The 17,246-nt window shown below is 38.8% G+C and carries 16 protein-coding genes; all 16 read left to right on the top strand.

The window, feature by feature from the left end; all coding sequences use genetic code 11:
• Positions 1 to 59 precede the first annotated feature (59 nt).
• Positions 60 to 467 (top strand): IS200/IS605 family transposase, encoded by a 408-nt coding sequence (gene tnpA, locus H6G57_RS08210; RefSeq protein WP_190517540.1) that lies wholly within the window; start codon positions 60 to 62, stop codon positions 465 to 467.
• 563 nt (positions 468 to 1,030) lie between these two features.
• The gene (locus tag H6G57_RS08205) at positions 1,031 to 2,821 is read left to right on the top strand and encodes an EAL domain-containing protein (protein ID WP_190517539.1); all 1,791 of its coding nucleotides are present in this window, start codon (positions 1,031 to 1,033) and stop codon (positions 2,819 to 2,821) included.
• Positions 2,822 to 2,937: 116 nt separating this feature from the next.
• Positions 2,938 to 4,245, top strand: coding sequence for a sensor histidine kinase (locus H6G57_RS08200; protein WP_190517537.1), 1,308 nt, complete (start codon positions 2,938 to 2,940; stop codon positions 4,243 to 4,245).
• Positions 4,246 to 4,296: 51 nt separating this feature from the next.
• Positions 4,297 to 5,772 (top strand): glycolate oxidase subunit GlcD, encoded by a 1,476-nt coding sequence (gene glcD / locus H6G57_RS08195; RefSeq protein WP_190517536.1) that lies wholly within the window; start codon positions 4,297 to 4,299, stop codon positions 5,770 to 5,772.
• A gap of 107 nt (positions 5,773 to 5,879) precedes the next feature.
• Entirely contained in the window at positions 5,880 to 6,464 is a 585-nt protein-coding gene (locus H6G57_RS08190; RefSeq protein WP_190517534.1) for a Uma2 family endonuclease, read from the top strand.
• A gap of 170 nt (positions 6,465 to 6,634) precedes the next feature.
• A complete protein-coding gene (proS, locus tag H6G57_RS08185; RefSeq protein ID WP_190517532.1) occupies positions 6,635 to 8,449 on the top strand; it encodes a proline--tRNA ligase in 1,815 nt (604 codons plus the stop codon).
• A gap of 235 nt (positions 8,450 to 8,684) precedes the next feature.
• Positions 8,685 to 9,101, top strand: a complete 417-nt coding sequence (locus H6G57_RS08180; protein ID WP_242048908.1) for an ATP synthase subunit I — start codon at positions 8,685 to 8,687, stop codon at positions 9,099 to 9,101.
• Positions 9,102 to 9,155: 54 nt separating this feature from the next.
• Entirely contained in the window at positions 9,156 to 9,914 is a 759-nt protein-coding gene (gene atpB, locus H6G57_RS08175) for a F0F1 ATP synthase subunit A (RefSeq protein WP_199314087.1), read from the top strand.
• A 269-nt stretch (positions 9,915 to 10,183) separates the two neighbouring features.
• On the top strand, positions 10,184 to 10,429 hold the full coding sequence (gene atpE / locus H6G57_RS08170) for an ATP synthase F0 subunit C (RefSeq protein WP_026786419.1): 246 nt from the start codon (positions 10,184 to 10,186) through the stop codon (positions 10,427 to 10,429).
• Between the two features lie 94 nt (positions 10,430 to 10,523).
• Positions 10,524 to 11,009 carry a F0F1 ATP synthase subunit B' gene (locus H6G57_RS08165; protein WP_190517679.1) on the top strand — a complete coding sequence of 162 codons (486 nt, stop codon included), beginning with the start codon at positions 10,524 to 10,526 and terminating at the stop codon, positions 11,007 to 11,009.
• A 143-nt stretch (positions 11,010 to 11,152) separates the two neighbouring features.
• On the top strand, positions 11,153 to 11,680 hold the full coding sequence (locus H6G57_RS08160; RefSeq protein ID WP_072717041.1) for a F0F1 ATP synthase subunit B: 528 nt from the start codon (positions 11,153 to 11,155) through the stop codon (positions 11,678 to 11,680).
• A gap of 2 nt (positions 11,681 to 11,682) precedes the next feature.
• Entirely contained in the window at positions 11,683 to 12,228 is a 546-nt protein-coding gene (atpH, locus tag H6G57_RS08155) for an ATP synthase F1 subunit delta (RefSeq protein WP_072717040.1), read from the top strand.
• Between the two features lie 69 nt (positions 12,229 to 12,297).
• On the top strand, positions 12,298 to 13,815 hold the full coding sequence (atpA, locus tag H6G57_RS08150) for a F0F1 ATP synthase subunit alpha (RefSeq protein WP_190517531.1): 1,518 nt from the start codon (positions 12,298 to 12,300) through the stop codon (positions 13,813 to 13,815).
• Positions 13,816 to 13,946: 131 nt separating this feature from the next.
• Positions 13,947 to 14,897 (top strand): F0F1 ATP synthase subunit gamma, encoded by a 951-nt coding sequence (locus H6G57_RS08145; RefSeq protein WP_190517529.1) that lies wholly within the window; start codon positions 13,947 to 13,949, stop codon positions 14,895 to 14,897.
• Between the two features lie 316 nt (positions 14,898 to 15,213).
• Positions 15,214 to 16,374: an AAA family ATPase gene (locus H6G57_RS08140; protein WP_190517528.1), complete on the top strand. Its 1,161-nt coding sequence runs from the start codon at positions 15,214 to 15,216 to the stop codon at positions 16,372 to 16,374.
• Positions 16,374 to 17,138 (top strand): hypothetical protein, encoded by a 765-nt coding sequence (locus H6G57_RS08135; protein WP_190517526.1) that lies wholly within the window; start codon positions 16,374 to 16,376, stop codon positions 17,136 to 17,138. The genes H6G57_RS08140 and H6G57_RS08135 overlap by 1 nt, the downstream gene beginning before the upstream one ends.
• Positions 17,139 to 17,246 lie beyond the last annotated feature (108 nt).

The raw sequence follows: 17,246 nt of genomic DNA, 5'->3' as shown, positions 1-17,246 counted from the left end.
TTCTGCTCACACATCAACTTGTCTGGTATTATAGCGTTTAGTGTTAGAGAGTGTCAACTATGTATCACAAAGGTTTTAGATCGGTTTACAGGCTTAACGCTCATATTGTACTGGTCGTCAAATACCGAAGGAAAGCAATTAGTAGAGAAATCTTAACAAGGTTACATGAAATATTTGTTGATACCCTTAAAAAATGGGATTGTACATTACTGGAGTTTAACGGAGAATCTGATCATGTTCACTTACTGATCGACTACAAACCCGATCACCCCCTATCAACATTAATTGGTAATCTTAAAACTGTTAGTAGCAGACTAATTCGCAAGGAATTTCCTGGTTTGGCATCTAAATATTTTTATAACAAACCTTATTTCTGGACGGGTTCTTACTTTGTTGCCAGTTGCGGTGGGGTCACGGTTGAACAGCTAAAAAAATATGTTGAGCAACAAACAACCCCAGAAAATTAAATCGTATTCGTTACTACTCATGTTTTTATTTTGTCGTGATTCATCTCTCCGCCAAGCGTTCGACTGAGCTCACGCCGAAGTCTTGCGCGCTCGGCGGGAGTCCTCTCACGACACTAAGATAGGATGGATAAATTATACCAAAAATAACAGTTAATGTAAATGTAGTAAATTGTTAAAGTGGAGATTTGTACCTTAATCTATGGGGGAAAGGATTTTTATCCATCCAAATCTTCCCGAATCAAGTTTAAAATTGAAATCAGACTTGTCCGACTCCCACTGATTCAGGTTAAGTTATATGATCAGCTTAACCCTTAATATTAAAATTTTGATTATCCTTATTTTAATATTTTATTGTTTTTCAGCTATTTCTCAATCCAGAAAATTGATTAAGATCAATATAATCATAAGTCTTTGGGTGATGAATGTTGGGAGGGGATGCCTGAATTTGCTAAATAAAAAACAGCCATTAGAAAGATTGTAAATCGGGAATCAAAATGCTATAGAGCTATTATATCTCCGTTTAAATTGTCCTTTATAAAGCTCATTTTAGTAATCTATCCTTTATGAAGAATGTCTTAAGTTCAGGTGAAAATCAAAAGATTCTAGTGGTAGATGATACCCTAGACAACTTAATTTTTTTATCTTCAATTTTAGAAAGTAAAGGATACTGTGTTTACATCGCCAATGATGGGCCAAGTGCTATTTCCATCGCGATGAATCATTCCCTTGATTTGATTTTACTTGACATTATGATGTCGCCGATGAATGGTTATGAAGTGTGTAATTATTTAAAATCCCATGCACCCACCTCTAATATACCCATTATTTTCATGAGTGGATTATCTCATGTGGATGATAAAATTAAAGCTTTTCAAATGGGAGGGGTAGACTTTATTACTAAACCCTTTCAATATCAAGAAGTCATCGTCCGAGTTGAGCATCATTTAGAATTAAATCAAATTCAAAGTCAACTGATTCACCTGAATTTACAACTAGAAGAACGGGTAAAACAAAGAACATTACAGCTTGAACAAGCCAATGAGCAACTATTAAAAATTGTTCTTCATGATCCTTTAACTGGGTTATGGAACCGAGGCGCGTTTATGGAACAATTAAAACAAGCCTTTCAACACAGTCAAGAGTCCCCAGATCAGCAGTATGCTATTTTATGTTTAGACTGCGATCGCTTCAAAGTAATCAATGATTCTTTAGGTCATTTTGCCGGGGATGAGTTGTTGATTGCGATCGCTGAACGGTTACAAAGTTTTATTGATCCACCGGACTTAATTGCCCGTTTAGGAGGAGATGAATTTGTCATTTTATTAAATCCGCTCAACTCTCGTAATCCACAACAAATTGCCAGCCAGATTTTAGACTCATTTTCTCATCCTTTTACCCTAGGAATTAGAAACATTTTTATTAATGTGAGTATGGGGATTGCTGTTTCTAATACCCGCTATCAAAAACCCGATGATTTATTGCGAGATGCGGATACAGCCCTTTATCAAGCGAAAGCATTAGGAAAAGGTCGATATCAACTTTTTGAGCCAGAAATGTATCAAGCAGTTCTGCAACGCTTACAATTAGAAACAGACCTCAGAAAAGCTCTTACGAATCAAGAATTTAGCGTTCACTATCAACCCATTATTTCCTTAGATTCAGGAATTATTATTGGGTTTGAAGCCTTAGTGCGTTGGTATCATCCAACCCAAGGTTTAATTTCTCCGGGTTTATTTATTCCCATTGCGGAAGAAACGGGTTTAATTTCTCGCCTGGGGGAATGGGTATTACGAGAATCTTGTCATCAAATTTCCACCTGGAAACAACAAAAATTAACAGATTATCCCTTAACCGTGAGTGTGAATTTATCGGCTTTACAATTTGCTCAACACAATTTAATTAAACAAATTGATCAGATTTTAGAGGAAAGCCAACTTGAACCTCAATATTTAAACCTAGAAATTACAGAAAGTGCGATTTTAGATCACCCTGAAAATGCTTCCGAGATATTAAAACAGTTAAAAGAACGACGAATCAATTTAAGTATCGACGATTTTGGGACAGGTTATTCATCCCTGAGTTATCTTCATTCTTTCCCCGTCAATATTCTCAAAATTGATCGTTCTTTTATTAGCCCTATTGACGATAATCCTCAAAATTTGGGCTTAGTTCCTGTCATTATTAGTTTAGTCAAAACCTTGGGAATGAAAGTGATTGCAGAAGGCATAGAAACTGCACAACAATTGGCTCAATTACGAAAATTGAACTGTAATGCAGGTCAGGGATATTTTTTTTCTAAACCTGTTAATAGTAAAATAGCCACTAATTTGATTCAATCTTGCCCACACTGGTAAAAAAATTAGTATAATTAACTCAATGTGCTTTTTAACATTCCGTGATGTTCCTAACCCATGAGGATCGGTTCTACTTCACTTTTTATTAGAATAGAAATGGCTGATTATTTCTAATTATGAACCATACTTTAAACAATCAACCCAAAGCCGATATTCTTGTTGTTGATGATACTCCTGCTAATTTGCGGTTTTTATCCCAAATGTTGGTAGACCAAGGATATAATGTTCGTAAAGCGATTAACGGTCAAATGGCTTTAACCGCCGTCAAAACCATCATCCCCGATTTGATTTTATTAGATATTAATTTACCGGAAATGAATGGTTATCAAGTCTGTGAACAACTCAAAAAAGATGAACGTACCCAAAATATTCCGATCATTTTCCTCAGTGCTTTAGATGATATTTTAGATAAAGTCAAAGCGTTTCAAGTTGGAGGTGTAGACTACATTACTAAACCCTTCCAATTTGAAGAAGTTTTAATTCGGATTCAAAATCAACTTACAATTCAACAGTTACAAAGTCAACTGAAACAACAAAATTCTCAACTTCAATTAACCGTCCAAGAATTAAAATCTACTCAAGCTCAACTGATTCAAAAGGAAAAAATGGTGAGTTTAGGACAGCTTGTGGCTGGAATTGCTCATGAAATTAATAATCCCATTAGTTTTATTTCAGGAAATTTAGTTCCGACTCAAGAATATATTCAAGATTTATTAAAATTAATTTATTTATATCAAAACGAATATCCTCAACCGAGTATAGCCATTCAATCTTTTTTACAAGAATGTGATTTAGAGTTTATGATTAATGATCTCCAAAATATTTTGGGATCGATGCAAAGAGGAACAGAACGAATTAGAAGAATTATCCTCGCCTTAAGAATTTTTTCTCGGTTGGGAGAATCAGATATTAAACCCGTAGATTTACATCAAGGACTAGATAGTACATTATTACTTCTCCAATATCGGCTGCGTGCTGAGGGACAACGGGCTGAAATTGAAATTATTAAATCCTATGATAATTTACCCCATGTTACCTGTTACGCCAGCCAAATTAATCAAGTTTTTTTGAATTTATTAACAAATTCTATTGATGCTTTGGAATTAGGAGTAGGAGCAAAAACGCCACCCAATCTGTCCCCTACAATTTGGATTATCACAGAATCTATTAATCCTAATGAAGTCAGAATTCGGATTAAAGATAACGGTGTAGGAATGTCAGAGGAAGTCAAATCTCAATTATTTAATCCCTTTTTTACAACAAAACCTGTAGGTCAAGGAATTGGCCTAGGCTTAACGACCTGCTATGAAATTATTGTCCAAAAACATCAAGGAAAACTCAGTTTTAACTCTAGCCAAGAAGAAGGATGTGAATTCATCATTGATCTACCCACTCAAATGAAAGATATTGTGGTTAATAATTAGGATAAAAGCGATATAATATAAAAATCCTAAGTTCTTCTCATCGTTATTCCTATGCTGGCTCAAAAATCACAACAAACCCGAAACTGGAAACCCCTAATTCAACAATTTATAACAATTGTTGGTCAAAAAGGGGTGATTCAACGCCGCGAAGAATTACTGGTTTATGAATGTGATGGACTGACCAGCTATCGTCAACGTCCCGCTTTAGTAATACTTCCTAAAACCACAGAAGAAATAGCAGAAGTTATTAAAATTTGCGATAAAAATTTAATTCCTTGGGTTGCTAGAGGTGCAGGAACCGGACTTTCTGGCGGTGCTTTACCTGTAGAAGATTGTGTGTTAATTGTCACTGCTTTAATGCGAAAAATCCTGAAGATTGACTTAGAAAATCAACAAGTTGTGGTACAACCCGGCGTTATTAATAATTGGGTGACACAAGCGGTTAGTGGGGCTGGATTTTATTATGCGCCAGACCCTTCTAGTCAAATTATTTGTTCTATTGGGGGAAATGTTGCGGAAAATTCTGGGGGGGTTCATTGTTTAAAATATGGAGTCACAACCAATCATATTTTGAGTTTAAAAATTGTCACTCCTGATGGTACTATTGTTGATATTGGGGGCGATATTCCTGAAATGCCGGGATATGATTTAACGGGATTATTTGTTGGTTCAGAAGGAACATTAGGAATTGCTACGGAAATCACTTTAAGAATTCTCAAAGCACCGGAATCAATTTGTGTTTTATTAGCGGATTTTACGAATTTAGAAGCGGCTGGCTCTGCGGTTTCTGATATTATTAGTTCGGGGATTATTCCAGGGGGAATGGAAATCATGGATAATCTCAGTATTAATGCCGTTGAAGATGTGGTAAAAATTGGTTTATATCCCCGTGATGCCGGATCAATTTTACTGGTTGAATTAGACGGCTTACAAGTGGAAGTGGATACCAATAAAAAACGAGTTGCTGAAATTTGTAAAAACAATGGCGCGAGAAATATTACTACAGCTAGTAACCCCGAAGATCGATTAAAAATTTGGAAAGGACGCAAAGCCGCATTCGCAGCAGCAGGTCATGTCAGCCCTGATTATTATGTCCAAGATGGCGTTATCCCTCGAACAAAAATGGCTTATGTTTTAAAAGAAATTGAAGCATTAAGTGAAAAATATGGTTATCCCATTGCTAACGTGTTTCATGCGGGAGATGGCAACTTACATCCTTTAATTTTATATGATAACTCCGTTCCAGGAGCATTAGAAATTGTTGAAGAAATTGGTGGTGAAATTCTAAAAATCTGCGTTGAAGTAGGCGGAAGCTTATCCGGTGAACATGGTATTGGCGCGGACAAAAAATGTTATATGCCCCAAATGTTTAACGATATTGATTTAGAAACCATGCAATGGGTGAGGGCGGTTTTTAACCCCAAAGGTTTAGCGAACCCAGGTAAAATGTTACCCACCCCTCGCACCTGCGGAGAATCTGCTAAACTGCAAAATATTAAACAGTTTGAAGGGGCAGAAGTCTTTTAATTAATCCTTGTACCTAGAGGGTTTGGTTTCCAAACCCCTACAATCAAATATGACAATCGATTGAGAATTGCTATAATAGACTTAAAATTATTATTGATATTTAAGATATGGCGATCGCAACCGTTAAAAAATTCACCATCCAAGACTATCACCGCCTAACTCAATTAGGTTTTTTCCAAGAAAATGATAAAGTTGAATTGATTTGTGGAGAACTGATTTATATGGCAGCAAAAGGAACTCCCCACTCGGTTTGCGAGACTCGCTTAGAACGAGAACTTTATAAACTTATTGGAGAACGGGCAACCTTAAGAGGACAACAACCGATTATTTTATCATCTGATAGTGAACCTGAACCGGATCGAGTGATTGTTAAAAATCGAGCAGATGACTATTTAAGCGCTCATCCTCACCCGGAAGATATTTTACTATTAATTGAAATTGCTGATTCCTCTTTAGACTATGATCAAACAACGAAGTTATCCGTTTATGCTGAAAATAATATTAGCGATTATTGGATTTTTAATTTAGTCGATTTGTGTTTAGAATGTTATCGGGAACCCTATCAAAACTTACAAGGGGAGTTTGGCTATCGGAATAAATCAATTTATTTACCTAACGAGTCTATAACTTTACCTTGTTTTCCCGATTTAACCTTAGATTTAACTCAAGTATTTCCTCCTAAAATTAATTAATTTGGTTATATTAAAAAATAGTTAAATAAAAAAATAACGATTTAAACTTAAATCAGATGATGGGCGAGGAGACCTCGCCCCTACGGGGATTAATCTTTATTTTTTAGAGTGAAATTGAACACAATTCTGCAATAATAATAAATTGGTCTTTAATTTCAGGAAACCAAACGATGCGACTGTCTCAAATGCTATTTGTCACCCTGCGGGAAGATCCCAAAGAAGCAGAAATTCCCAGTCATAAACTATTAGTCCGGGCGGGATATATCCGACGCATCGGAAGTGGAATTTATGCTTATCTTCCTTTGATGTGGCGGGTTTTGCAAAAAGTCTCTCAAATTGTTCGAGAAGAAATGAACGCCACCGGAGCCCAAGAATGTCTGCTTCCTCAAGTCCAACCTGCGGAACTGTGGCGGGAGTCGGGACGCTGGGATACCTATACTAAAGCGGAGGGAATTATGTTTTCCCTCACTGACCGTCGTAAACGGGAATTAGCATTAGGGCCAACCCATGAGGAAGTGATCACAACCATTGCTAAAGAAATGATCCGTTCCCATCAACAATTACCCTTACATTTATATCAAATTCAAACGAAATTTAGAGATGAAATTCGCCCTCGGTTTGGGTTAATGCGGGGACGAGAATTTATTATGAAAGATGGCTATTCTTTCCATAGCGATGAGGAAAGTTTAAAGAAAACCTATCGAGATATGGATCAAGCTTATCGCAATATGTTGCGTCGTTGTGGGTTACAATATCGGGCGGTAGAAGCTGATTCTGGAGCCATTGGCGGAAGTGGTTCTCAAGAATTTATGGTCTTAGCAGAAGCGGGAGAAGATGAAGTTCTCTACACTGAAGATGGCAAATATGCGGCTAATACTGAAAAAGCGGTATCCCTTCCGGTTGATGCTGAAACGTCTAGTTTTACTGAATATCAAAAGTTAGAAACTCCAAATACAAATACCATTGAAACCTTAGCCAATTTCTTGAAATGTTCCCCGACCCAAATTGTTAAAAATGTTCTCTATCAAGTCGTTTATGATAATGGCACAACGGTTTTAATTTTAGTTAGTATTCGGGGAGATCAGGAGGTTAATGATGTTAAATTGCAAAATGAATTAACAAAATTAGCGTCTGAATTTGGCGCAAAAACCATATTATCGTTAACAGTTCCTGATGAAGAAGCGCAACAAAAATGGACGGCAAAACCGTTACCATTAGGCTATATGTCTCCAAGTTTAGAAGATAGTTATATTAGCTCTCAAACGAAGGAAGGGGTTTACTCTAAATTTGTGCGACTGGTGGATCAAACTGCCGTTGAATTAAAGAATTTTGTGACTGGCGCGGATGAATTAGGATATCATGTTGTTGGGGCAAATTGGGGTCAAGAATTTACCTTACCTCAACGTATTGTTGATATTAGAAAAGCCCAAAAAGGCGATCGCGCGGTTCATGACCCTAACCAAATTTTAGACAGTGCGAGAGGAATTGAAGTCGGTCATATTTTCCAACTGGGAATTAAATATTCTCAAGCAATGGGGGCAACTTTCACCAATGAACAGGGGGAAGAATTACCGTTAGTCATGGGATGTTATGGGGTGGGGGTATCTCGGTTAGCGCAATCGGCCGTTGAACAATCCTATGATAAAGATGGGATAATTTGGCCTGTGGCGATCGCACCTTATCAAGCCATTATTGTGATTCCTAATATTACTGATGGTCAACAGGTGGAAATAGCCGAAAAACTCTATACAGAATTGAAGCAAGCGGGAATTGAAACGTTATTAGATGATCGAGATGAACGAGCCGGGGTAAAATTCAAAGATGCAGATCTGATTGGCATCCCCTATCGCATTGTAACGGGACGTTCGATTAAATCGGGTAAGGTGGAATGGGTAGAACGAGCTACTCACAACTCCCAAGAAATTGCCATTGAGGACGTTGTTACTACCCTTAAACAGAAGATTCAAGTTGCATTGGGGGATTAAGTTTGTTTTGGGTTGAGGGTTAAGAAAGCCCTGAAGGGCTTACTACAATTTAGTCAACAGCCATCATTAAATTTCTTTTAAGTTCTGTTCCCACAACATGATATGATTCATTGTGGCTTACAGAGCGTGTTATGCGCCTGTGCGTGAACTTGGGAAAAGTTAGAACTGCCCGCTTTTCGGAGCGGATCAATCAGTTGTGACTGAACTCAAAATAGGTGAACTTGTCCAAGTAACTATGACAAACGCAGAGGAAACAGTCGAATCCGGGTCTAAGCTTGCTGTAGAACCCGACCCTTCCATGCTGGAGTATTATCAGTTGCAACGTCAGTTACTACTGATGACACTCGTGGCGACGGGGGTAATTTTTGTTACGGTTTGCTGTTTTTATTCCCTGGAAGTTGCTTGCAACTATTTAATCGGGGCGAGCGTGGGCATAGTCTACTTGCGAATGCTCGGCCAGGATGTCGAAAAACTGGGTAGAGAGAAGAAAAAACTAGGCTCAAATCGGATTTTAATCCTAGCGGGTTTTATGATTTTAGCCACTCGTTGGCATCAACTCCAGATTTTACCGATTTTCTTAGGATTTCTCACCTACAAAGTCGCCCTCCTGTCCTATGTTCTGATGACAACGTTCACCTTGAAGCCAAAGTAGGTCACGTGGTTTTCGGAATCCTCCAGTCCTCAATCTGTAGAGGAAGCCTCTTGAATGGAAATGCTGACTGTTTTAAACATCTTCAATCCTCTTCCCCTTGCTAGTTTGGAAGTTGGCCAGCACCTCTATTGGGAAGTCGGCGGTTTAAAACTGCATGGTCAGATTTTTCTGACTTCGTGGTTTGTAATCGGTTTGCTGATTCTTGTCTCAGTGTTGGCCAGCAGCAACGTGCAGCGAATTCCCAGTGGGATGCAGAATTTTATGGAGTACGCCCTAGAATTCATTCGCAACCTTGCTAAAGACCAAATCGGGGAAAAAGAATATCGTCCTTGGGTTCCCTTCATTGGAACACTGTTCTTATTCATCTTTGCCTCTAACTGGTCAGGTGCCTTAATTCCTTGGAAGCTGATCGAACTGCCTTCAGGAGAATTAGCAGCGCCCACCAGCGATATCAATACGACAGTGGCCTTAGCCCTGTTAACGTCCTTAGCATATTTCTACGCCGGAATCAGTAAAAAAGGCTTTGTCGGTTATTTTGCTGATTACGCTCAACCCCTTGCGTTTCTCGCGATCTTCCGGGTGATTGAAGATTTTACCAAACCCCTCTCACTGAGTTTCCGTTTGTTTGGTAACATTTTGGCGGATGAACTGGTGGTGGCCGTGTTGGTATTCCTGGTGCCTCTGTTTATTCCTCTGCCCCTGATGGTTTTAGGTTTATTCTTGAGTGCCATTCAAGCGCTAATTTTTGCGACGCTGGCAGCGAACTATATTGGTGAAGCCTTAGAAGGACATGGTGCGGAACATCACGACTAAGAAAAGCAACAAATCCTTGAAGATTTCTTTTCTTAAGATCTTGATTTTTCCAAAATGTGCTGTTGGGTTAAACTAGATCCCCTTTATTGGTAAAATAACGTTTTGGGGACTCCAATCCATTAAACGAATCTGGCATTGATAACGGGACAAAGAAGAAAATTGTTTTCTTCAAATCTCCTCGTTTTATAAATGCTGATAGGGATTGAATTCACATTTTGTCTAATTGATTGTTTGTTAACTGTTTTGTATTTAGAAGGAAGAAAATCATCATGAATCCACTGATTGCTGCTGCTTCCGTTGTTGCTGCTGCTTTAGCTATTGGTTTAGGCGCGATCGGCCCTGGAATTGGTCAAGGGATTGCTGCTGGTCAAGCAGTGGAAGGGATTGCCCGTCAACCCGAAGCAGAAGGTAAAATTCGTGGGACTTTACTGTTAAGTTTGGCCTTCATGGAAGCACTGACGATTTACGGTCTGGTCGTTTCTCTGGTACTGCTGTTTGCTAACCCCTTCGCCTAAACAGTAATCCAAACATGGATTTTAGATTTGAGGTTTCAGGTGCTCTGAAACTCTGGGTCTAAAATCCATCTTCAATTCAACTCTTCAAGGGACAATAATGCACTGGACAATTTTATTTGCGGTTGAAGAGGCTGCTAAAGAAGGAGGACTGTTTGATCTTGATGCCACCTTGCCCTTAATGGCAGTGCAGTTCGTAATTCTGGCAGTAATTTTAAACCAGGTTTTCTACAAACCATTAGGAAAGGCAATTGATGAACGGGCGGATTATATCCGCGATCGCGAAGTCAACGCCAAAGAACGTCTGGCTAAAGCTGAAAAATTAGCCAAACAATACGAATTAGAGTTAGCAGAAACTCGCAAAAAAGCTCAAGCGACGATTGTAAATGCTCAAGCGGAAGCCCAGAAAATTGCTACGGGAAAAGTCGCAGAAGCATTACAAGAAGCGCAAAAATTGAGAGACAAAGCGGCTCAAGAAATTGAGCAGGAAAAACAACAAGCCCTGCAAGCTTTAGAGCAACAAGTTGAACCTCTCAGTCGCCAAATTTTAGAAAAATTATTAGGGGCTGAGTTCGTTAGATAATCTTGGATGCGTTAAAGCTGATCACAAGATTGTTTTCAGCTTGTGAAACTGCGGAAAATTCGGATTGAAGACAGCCCAGGCTAGATGATAACGCCCCCTATAGGGAGTTAAACCTTAAGCCGCGCATTTATGAGAAGAACATCATGGAGACTGTTTTATTACTAGCCACAGAAGCTAGCTCTGAAGCTGGATTCGGTCTCAATACCAATATTTTTGAGACGAACCTAATTAACCTAGCCATTCTGATTGGTGTGCTGGTTTACTTTGGGCGAGGCTTTTTAGGAAAAATCCTAAATGAAAGACGCTCCACCATTGAAGAAGCGATTCAAGAAGCTGAACAGCGTCAAAAACAAGCAGAAGCATCTCTAGCAGAACAACAGCAAAAATTAACCGCCGCCCAAACGGACGCGCAACGAATTTTAGCTGAAGCCGAAGAACGGGCAAAAACCGTTAGAGAATCAATTCTAGCTAAAGCTGCCGAAGAGGTAGAACGCATGAAAGCAAACGCAAGCGCTGAGTTAGATTCAGATCGCGAACGAGTGATTTCTCAACTGCGTTCTCTGATTGCCACTCAAGCCATTGAACGGGCAGAAGCTCAACTCAAACAACAGCTTGACGACACTGTTCAGGAACGGTTAATTGATCGGAGTCTAACGCTGCTGGGAGGTTGAATATGAGTGCGATCGCAGGAGAAATTGTTGAGCCTTACGCCTCGGCGTTAATGTCCTTGGCTCAATCGAGAAATTTAACCGAAGAATTCGGCAATGAGATCCGCTCATTACTCGAATTACTGGAAAATTCCGCAGAATTAAAAAACTTTTTAGACAATCCTGTGATTAAACCCCAGGATAAAAAAGCCGTTCTGCAACGCATTACAGGAGATCAAGTTAATCCCTTATTACGGAATTTCTTGATGCTGTTAGTGGATCGGGGACGGATTTTATTCTTACAGGGAATTGGTCAACAGTATTTAGTATTACTGCGGAAACTCAATCAAACGGTATTGGCAGAAATCACCTCCGCCCATCCGTTAACCGAAGCTCAACAAAATACCTTGACTGAAAAAGTCAAAGCCATGACCAATGCCCGCTCGGTGGAAATTTCCACCACCCTTGACCCGGATTTATTGGGCGGTGTGATTATCAAAGTTGGATCTCGCGTGGTGGATGCCAGTTTGCGCGGACAACTGCGTCGCATTGGCATGAAATTGGCCCAATAATCGTTATGACCCGTCATCATAAAGATGGGATCTGTTTTAACTCATAACCCCTAACTACTGACAAGAACAATGGTAGCGATCAGACCTGACGAAATTAGCAGCATTATTCAGCAGCAAATTGAACAGTACGACCAAGACGTTAAAGAAACCAACGTCGGGACTGTTCTGCAAGTCGGTGACGGAATTGCCCGGATTTATGGCTTAGATAAAGTCATGTCCGGTGAACTGTTAGAGTTTGCCGAAGGCACTATCGGCATTGCTTTGAACTTAGAAGAAGATAACGTCGGTGCGGTGTTAATGGGTGAAGGCCGGGACATCCAAGAAGGATCTGCCGTGACCGCCACCGGAAGAATTTCTCAGATCCCCGTTGGGGATGCCATGTTAGGCCGGGTTGTCGATGCCTTAGCCCGTCCCATTGATGGTAAAGGAGATGTCAAAACCACCGATAGCCGTTTATTAGAATCTCCCGCCCCTGGGATTATCGCCCGTCGTTCCGTGTGCGAACCCATGCAAACGGGGATTACCGCTATTGACTCCATGATTCCCATCGGTCGGGGTCAACGGGAATTAATTATTGGCGACCGTCAAACCGGAAAAACCTCCATCGCCATTGACACCATCATTAACCAAAAAGGCGAAGACGTGATCTGCGTCTACGTTGCCATTGGTCAAAAAGCTTCCACCGTTGCCCAAGTGGTGGGAGTTTTGGAAGAAAAAGGTGCAATGGATTATACCATTGTGGTCGCAGCCAACGCCAGTGACTCCGCCACCCTGCAATACCTCGCTCCTTATACAGGGGCAACCTTGGCGGAATACTTCATGTATAAAGGCAAGCACACCCTGGTCATCTATGATGACTTATCAAAACAAGCTCAAGCCTACCGTCAAATGTCCCTGTTACTGCGTCGTCCCCCCGGACGGGAAGCTTATCCTGGGGATGTGTTCTACCTCCACTCTCGGTTATTAGAGCGGGCTGCCAAACTTAACGATGAACTCGGCGGCGGGAGTATGACGGCTTTACCCGTGATCGAAACTCAAGCGGGTGACGTTTCGGCTTACATTCCAACTAACGTGATTTCCATTACCGATGGTCAGATCTTCTTATCTTCTGACTTATTTAACTCCGGTTTACGTCCGGCGGTGAACGCTGGGATTTCCGTGTCCCGCGTGGGTTCTGCGGCTCAAACCAAAGCCATGAAGAAAGTTGCCGGGAAAGTTAAATTAGAATTAGCTCAGTATGCTGAGTTAGCGGCATTTTCTCAGTTCGCCTCTGATTTAGACCAAGCTACCCGCAACCAATTAGAACGGGGCAAACGGCTGCAAGAGTTGTTAAAACAACCTCAGAATTCTCCTCTGCAATTGTTTGAACAGGTGGCCGTAATTTACGCCGGAATTAACGGTTATCTCGATGAGATCCCCGTTGAAAAAATCGTGGTTTTTGCCGCCGGACTGCGGGACTATCTCAAAAATAGCAAACCCAAATACGTCGAAATCGTTCAAGGCAAAAAACTCCTTGACGATGAAGCTGAAGGTCTGTTGAAAGAAGCGATCGCAGAATTCAAACAAACTTTCTTAGTTTCAGCTTAATTTTTGGGAAGGGAACAGGGAACAGGGAACAGGGAACAGTAAAGCTTTAATGTTGATAGCTGACTTCTGATTCCTGTCTCCTAACTCCTGATTCCTGACTCCTGATTTCATAACGCAAATCTGGCAAAACTATGTCAAATTTAAAAGCGATCCGCGATCGGATTGATTCGGTTAAAAATACCAAGAAAATTACAGAAGCGATGCGTCTGGTGGCTTCTGCAAAAGTGCGTCGCGCCCAGGAACAAGTTTTAGCGTCTCGCCCCTTTGCTGATCGGTTAGCCGGAATTCTTTATGGGTTACAATCCCGTTTAAAATTTGAAGAAGCAGATTTGCCTCTCCTCAAACAACGGGAAGTTAAAAAAGTTGGATTACTGGTGATTTCCGGTAATCGCGGCTTGTGTGGAACCTATAATAGTAGCATTATCAAACGGGCTGAAACTCGTGCAAAAGAGTTGGAAGCCGAAGGTGTGCAATGCACTTATTTGTTAGTGGGACGCAAAGCGATTCAATATTTCCAAAGACGGGATGTTGATATCCGCGCAACGGTGGAAAACCCTGAAAAAAATCCCACTATAGACCGAGTACGGGATTCGGCGGAAAATCTTTTGGCTTTATTTTTATCCGGGGAATTGGATCGGATTGAGTTAATTTATACGAAATTTGTTTCGTTAATTGCTTCTCGTCCAGTGATTCAAACTCTGTTACCGCTTGATCCTCAAGGATTAGAGCCAACAGATGATGAAATCTTCCGTTTGACCACAAAAAATGGTCAATTTGAAGTCACACGGGAGAAAGTCAAAAATAATCTCGCGGATTTACCGAGAGATATGATTTTTGAACAAGATCCTGCCCAAATTTTGGATGCGTTATTACCTTTGTTTTTAACAAACCAATTGTTACGCGCTTGGCAAGAATCTATTGCTAGTGAGTTAGCCGCGCGGATGACCGCCATGAGTAACGCCAGTGACAACGCTGGAGAGTTAATTAAAACCCTAACGTTATCCTATAACAAAGCTCGTCAAGCCTCCATTACCCAGGAATTGCTGGAAGTGGTCGGTGGTGCAGAAGCTTTAAAGGGTTAAACCCTAATTTAATGTTGATTTTAAGGTGGGTTTACGCAAGTTGTAACTCACCTTATTTTTTGATCAAGAAACCGGGTTTCTGACCCTAATTTATGGGATAAAATTAACGTGAGTTCGACGGAGCGTGATGGCGTAGCCACCGCTTGTCGGCATATATAGCACCTCAATAGAAGAGTAGGAAAGCGATCACACCTCAACCCTCCTACACCCCAAAGAGCGATCGCACCTTAACTCCCCTAAAAAATTATGATAATTTTGTAATCATCTGATACAATGATTAGAAGTAAATCACATTATAATTTAATGAAAAACTTTTATGAAGCTTAAAAAATTAGAATATGAAGATAAAGAATACCAATGGAAACTTAATCCTATTGAATTTTCATCTAATCTTAATTTGTTAGTTGGTATATCTGGTGCTGGTAAGACACAAATACTGAAGGCAATTAAGCGACTTAAAATGATTGCTAATGGAATTTCTCTAAATGGAGTTTGTTGGGATGTAACATTTGTAACTCAGGACGAGAATTTATATCGTTGGCGTGGGAAATTTGAAACTAGACAAAATAATATAATTATAAAGACTATAAAGACTGATTCTGATGAAGAGGATCAATATAAAATCATAGAGGAATATTTAGCTAAAAATGACAAATCTATAATTGAAAGAACACAAGAAAAAGGAATAATTTTTCAAGATAAATTATCTCCTTTCAAATTATCTCCTTTCAAAAGTATAATTGAACTCCTCAGTGAAGAAGAAGATATTAAGCCAGTACAACAAGAATTTGATAAAATCATAGAAACCGAATCAGCTAAGTATTTAGACAACGAAGGTATTTTAATACTTTCTACTAATATTTTGAAAAAATATGAAAATTGTGATGTGTCAGAAATTAAAAATGATGAATTGCCATTACCAATTAAATTGGCGTTAGTTTACAGATATATACCAGAAACTTTTAATAGAATTAAGTCAGTATTTATAGAAATTTTTGAGAAAGTTGAAGACATCAAAGTTGAACCATTTAATCAGGATGAACTTCCTTTAGCTTTAGCTGATATTTTAAAAGAAGCTATTCTTATAAAAATTAAGGAAAAAGATATTGAACCTTGGATTAGACAAGATAATATATCTTCAGGAATGTTCAAAACGTTAATGTATATTAGCGAATTATATTTATCTCCTGATAACTGTGTTATCCTAATTGATGAATTTGAAAATAGTTTAGGTGTTAATTGTATTGATAGTGTAACGGAGTTAATTGTAGAAAGGGAAGATTTGCAATTTATGATTACAAGTCATCATCCTTACATAATTAATAATATTAGCCCTAGATACTGGAAAATAGTTACTCGTCATGGAGGCTTAGTAACTGTTAAAAAAGCAGAAGATTTTCATATTTCTGAATCTAGGCAAAAAGCTTTTATTGATTTAATCAATGTTCTTGAAGATGAAGAAGATTTGGAGGATTAATGAATATTTACTTTTTAGTAGAGGGAAAGAGTACAGAAATAACACTTTATCCAAAATGGCTCAAATATTTAATACCTGAATTGAAAAAAGTTAGATACCATGATCAAGTACAAAAAAATAATTATTACCTTATTAGTGGAGAAGGTTATCCTAATATTTTATCCGATCATCTTGATAATGCAATTGATAAAATTAATGAAACAAATAATTATGACTATTTAGTTCTTTGTGTAGATGCTGATGAACAAACTGTAACTCAAAGGCAAGATGATATTATAAATTATATACAAGAAAGTAATATAAATTTAGGTAAGACACAACTTATAATTATTGTCCAAAATCGTTGTCTTGAAACATGGTTACTTGGTAATCGAAAAATATTTTCATACCAAAAAAATCCTACTTCTTTATTGCAATACTCAGGCTATCCTTTATCAGACTATAAAAAATATTATGATGTATCTCAATTTGATCCAGAATTAATGGGTAATTTTGATGCCACCCGATATAATCATGCTCAATTTCATGAAAAATACTTAAAAGCTCTATTTTTAGCTAACAATACTATATATAAAAAAACAAAACCAGGTGATGCAGCGAAAGAATTTTACTTGAAAGAAATAATTAAGAGAGTTGAAACAACTAATCATTTAAAAACATTTGAATCTTTTCTAAATTTTTGTAAAATGATTAAAAACAAAATTGGTAGTGATCTAAATATAGAAAAAACTATAGAGTCAGTCTTAACCGACCCACCCCAATAATTATACTCACCTAAAGCCCCCTCTAACTTGGGCATGAGAGGATCAAAAAATATCAGAATCTTAGGTAGAACCTAGAAACGAGAGGGATGAGCAGATTGAGGTTAATTG

Source organism: Planktothrix sp. FACHB-1365 (assembly GCF_014697575.1).
GTDB lineage: Bacteria > Cyanobacteriota > Cyanobacteriia > Cyanobacteriales > Microcoleaceae > Planktothrix.
The sequence above is the reverse complement of the archived record's forward strand: the minus strand, read 5'-3'. Positions and strand labels throughout refer to the sequence as shown.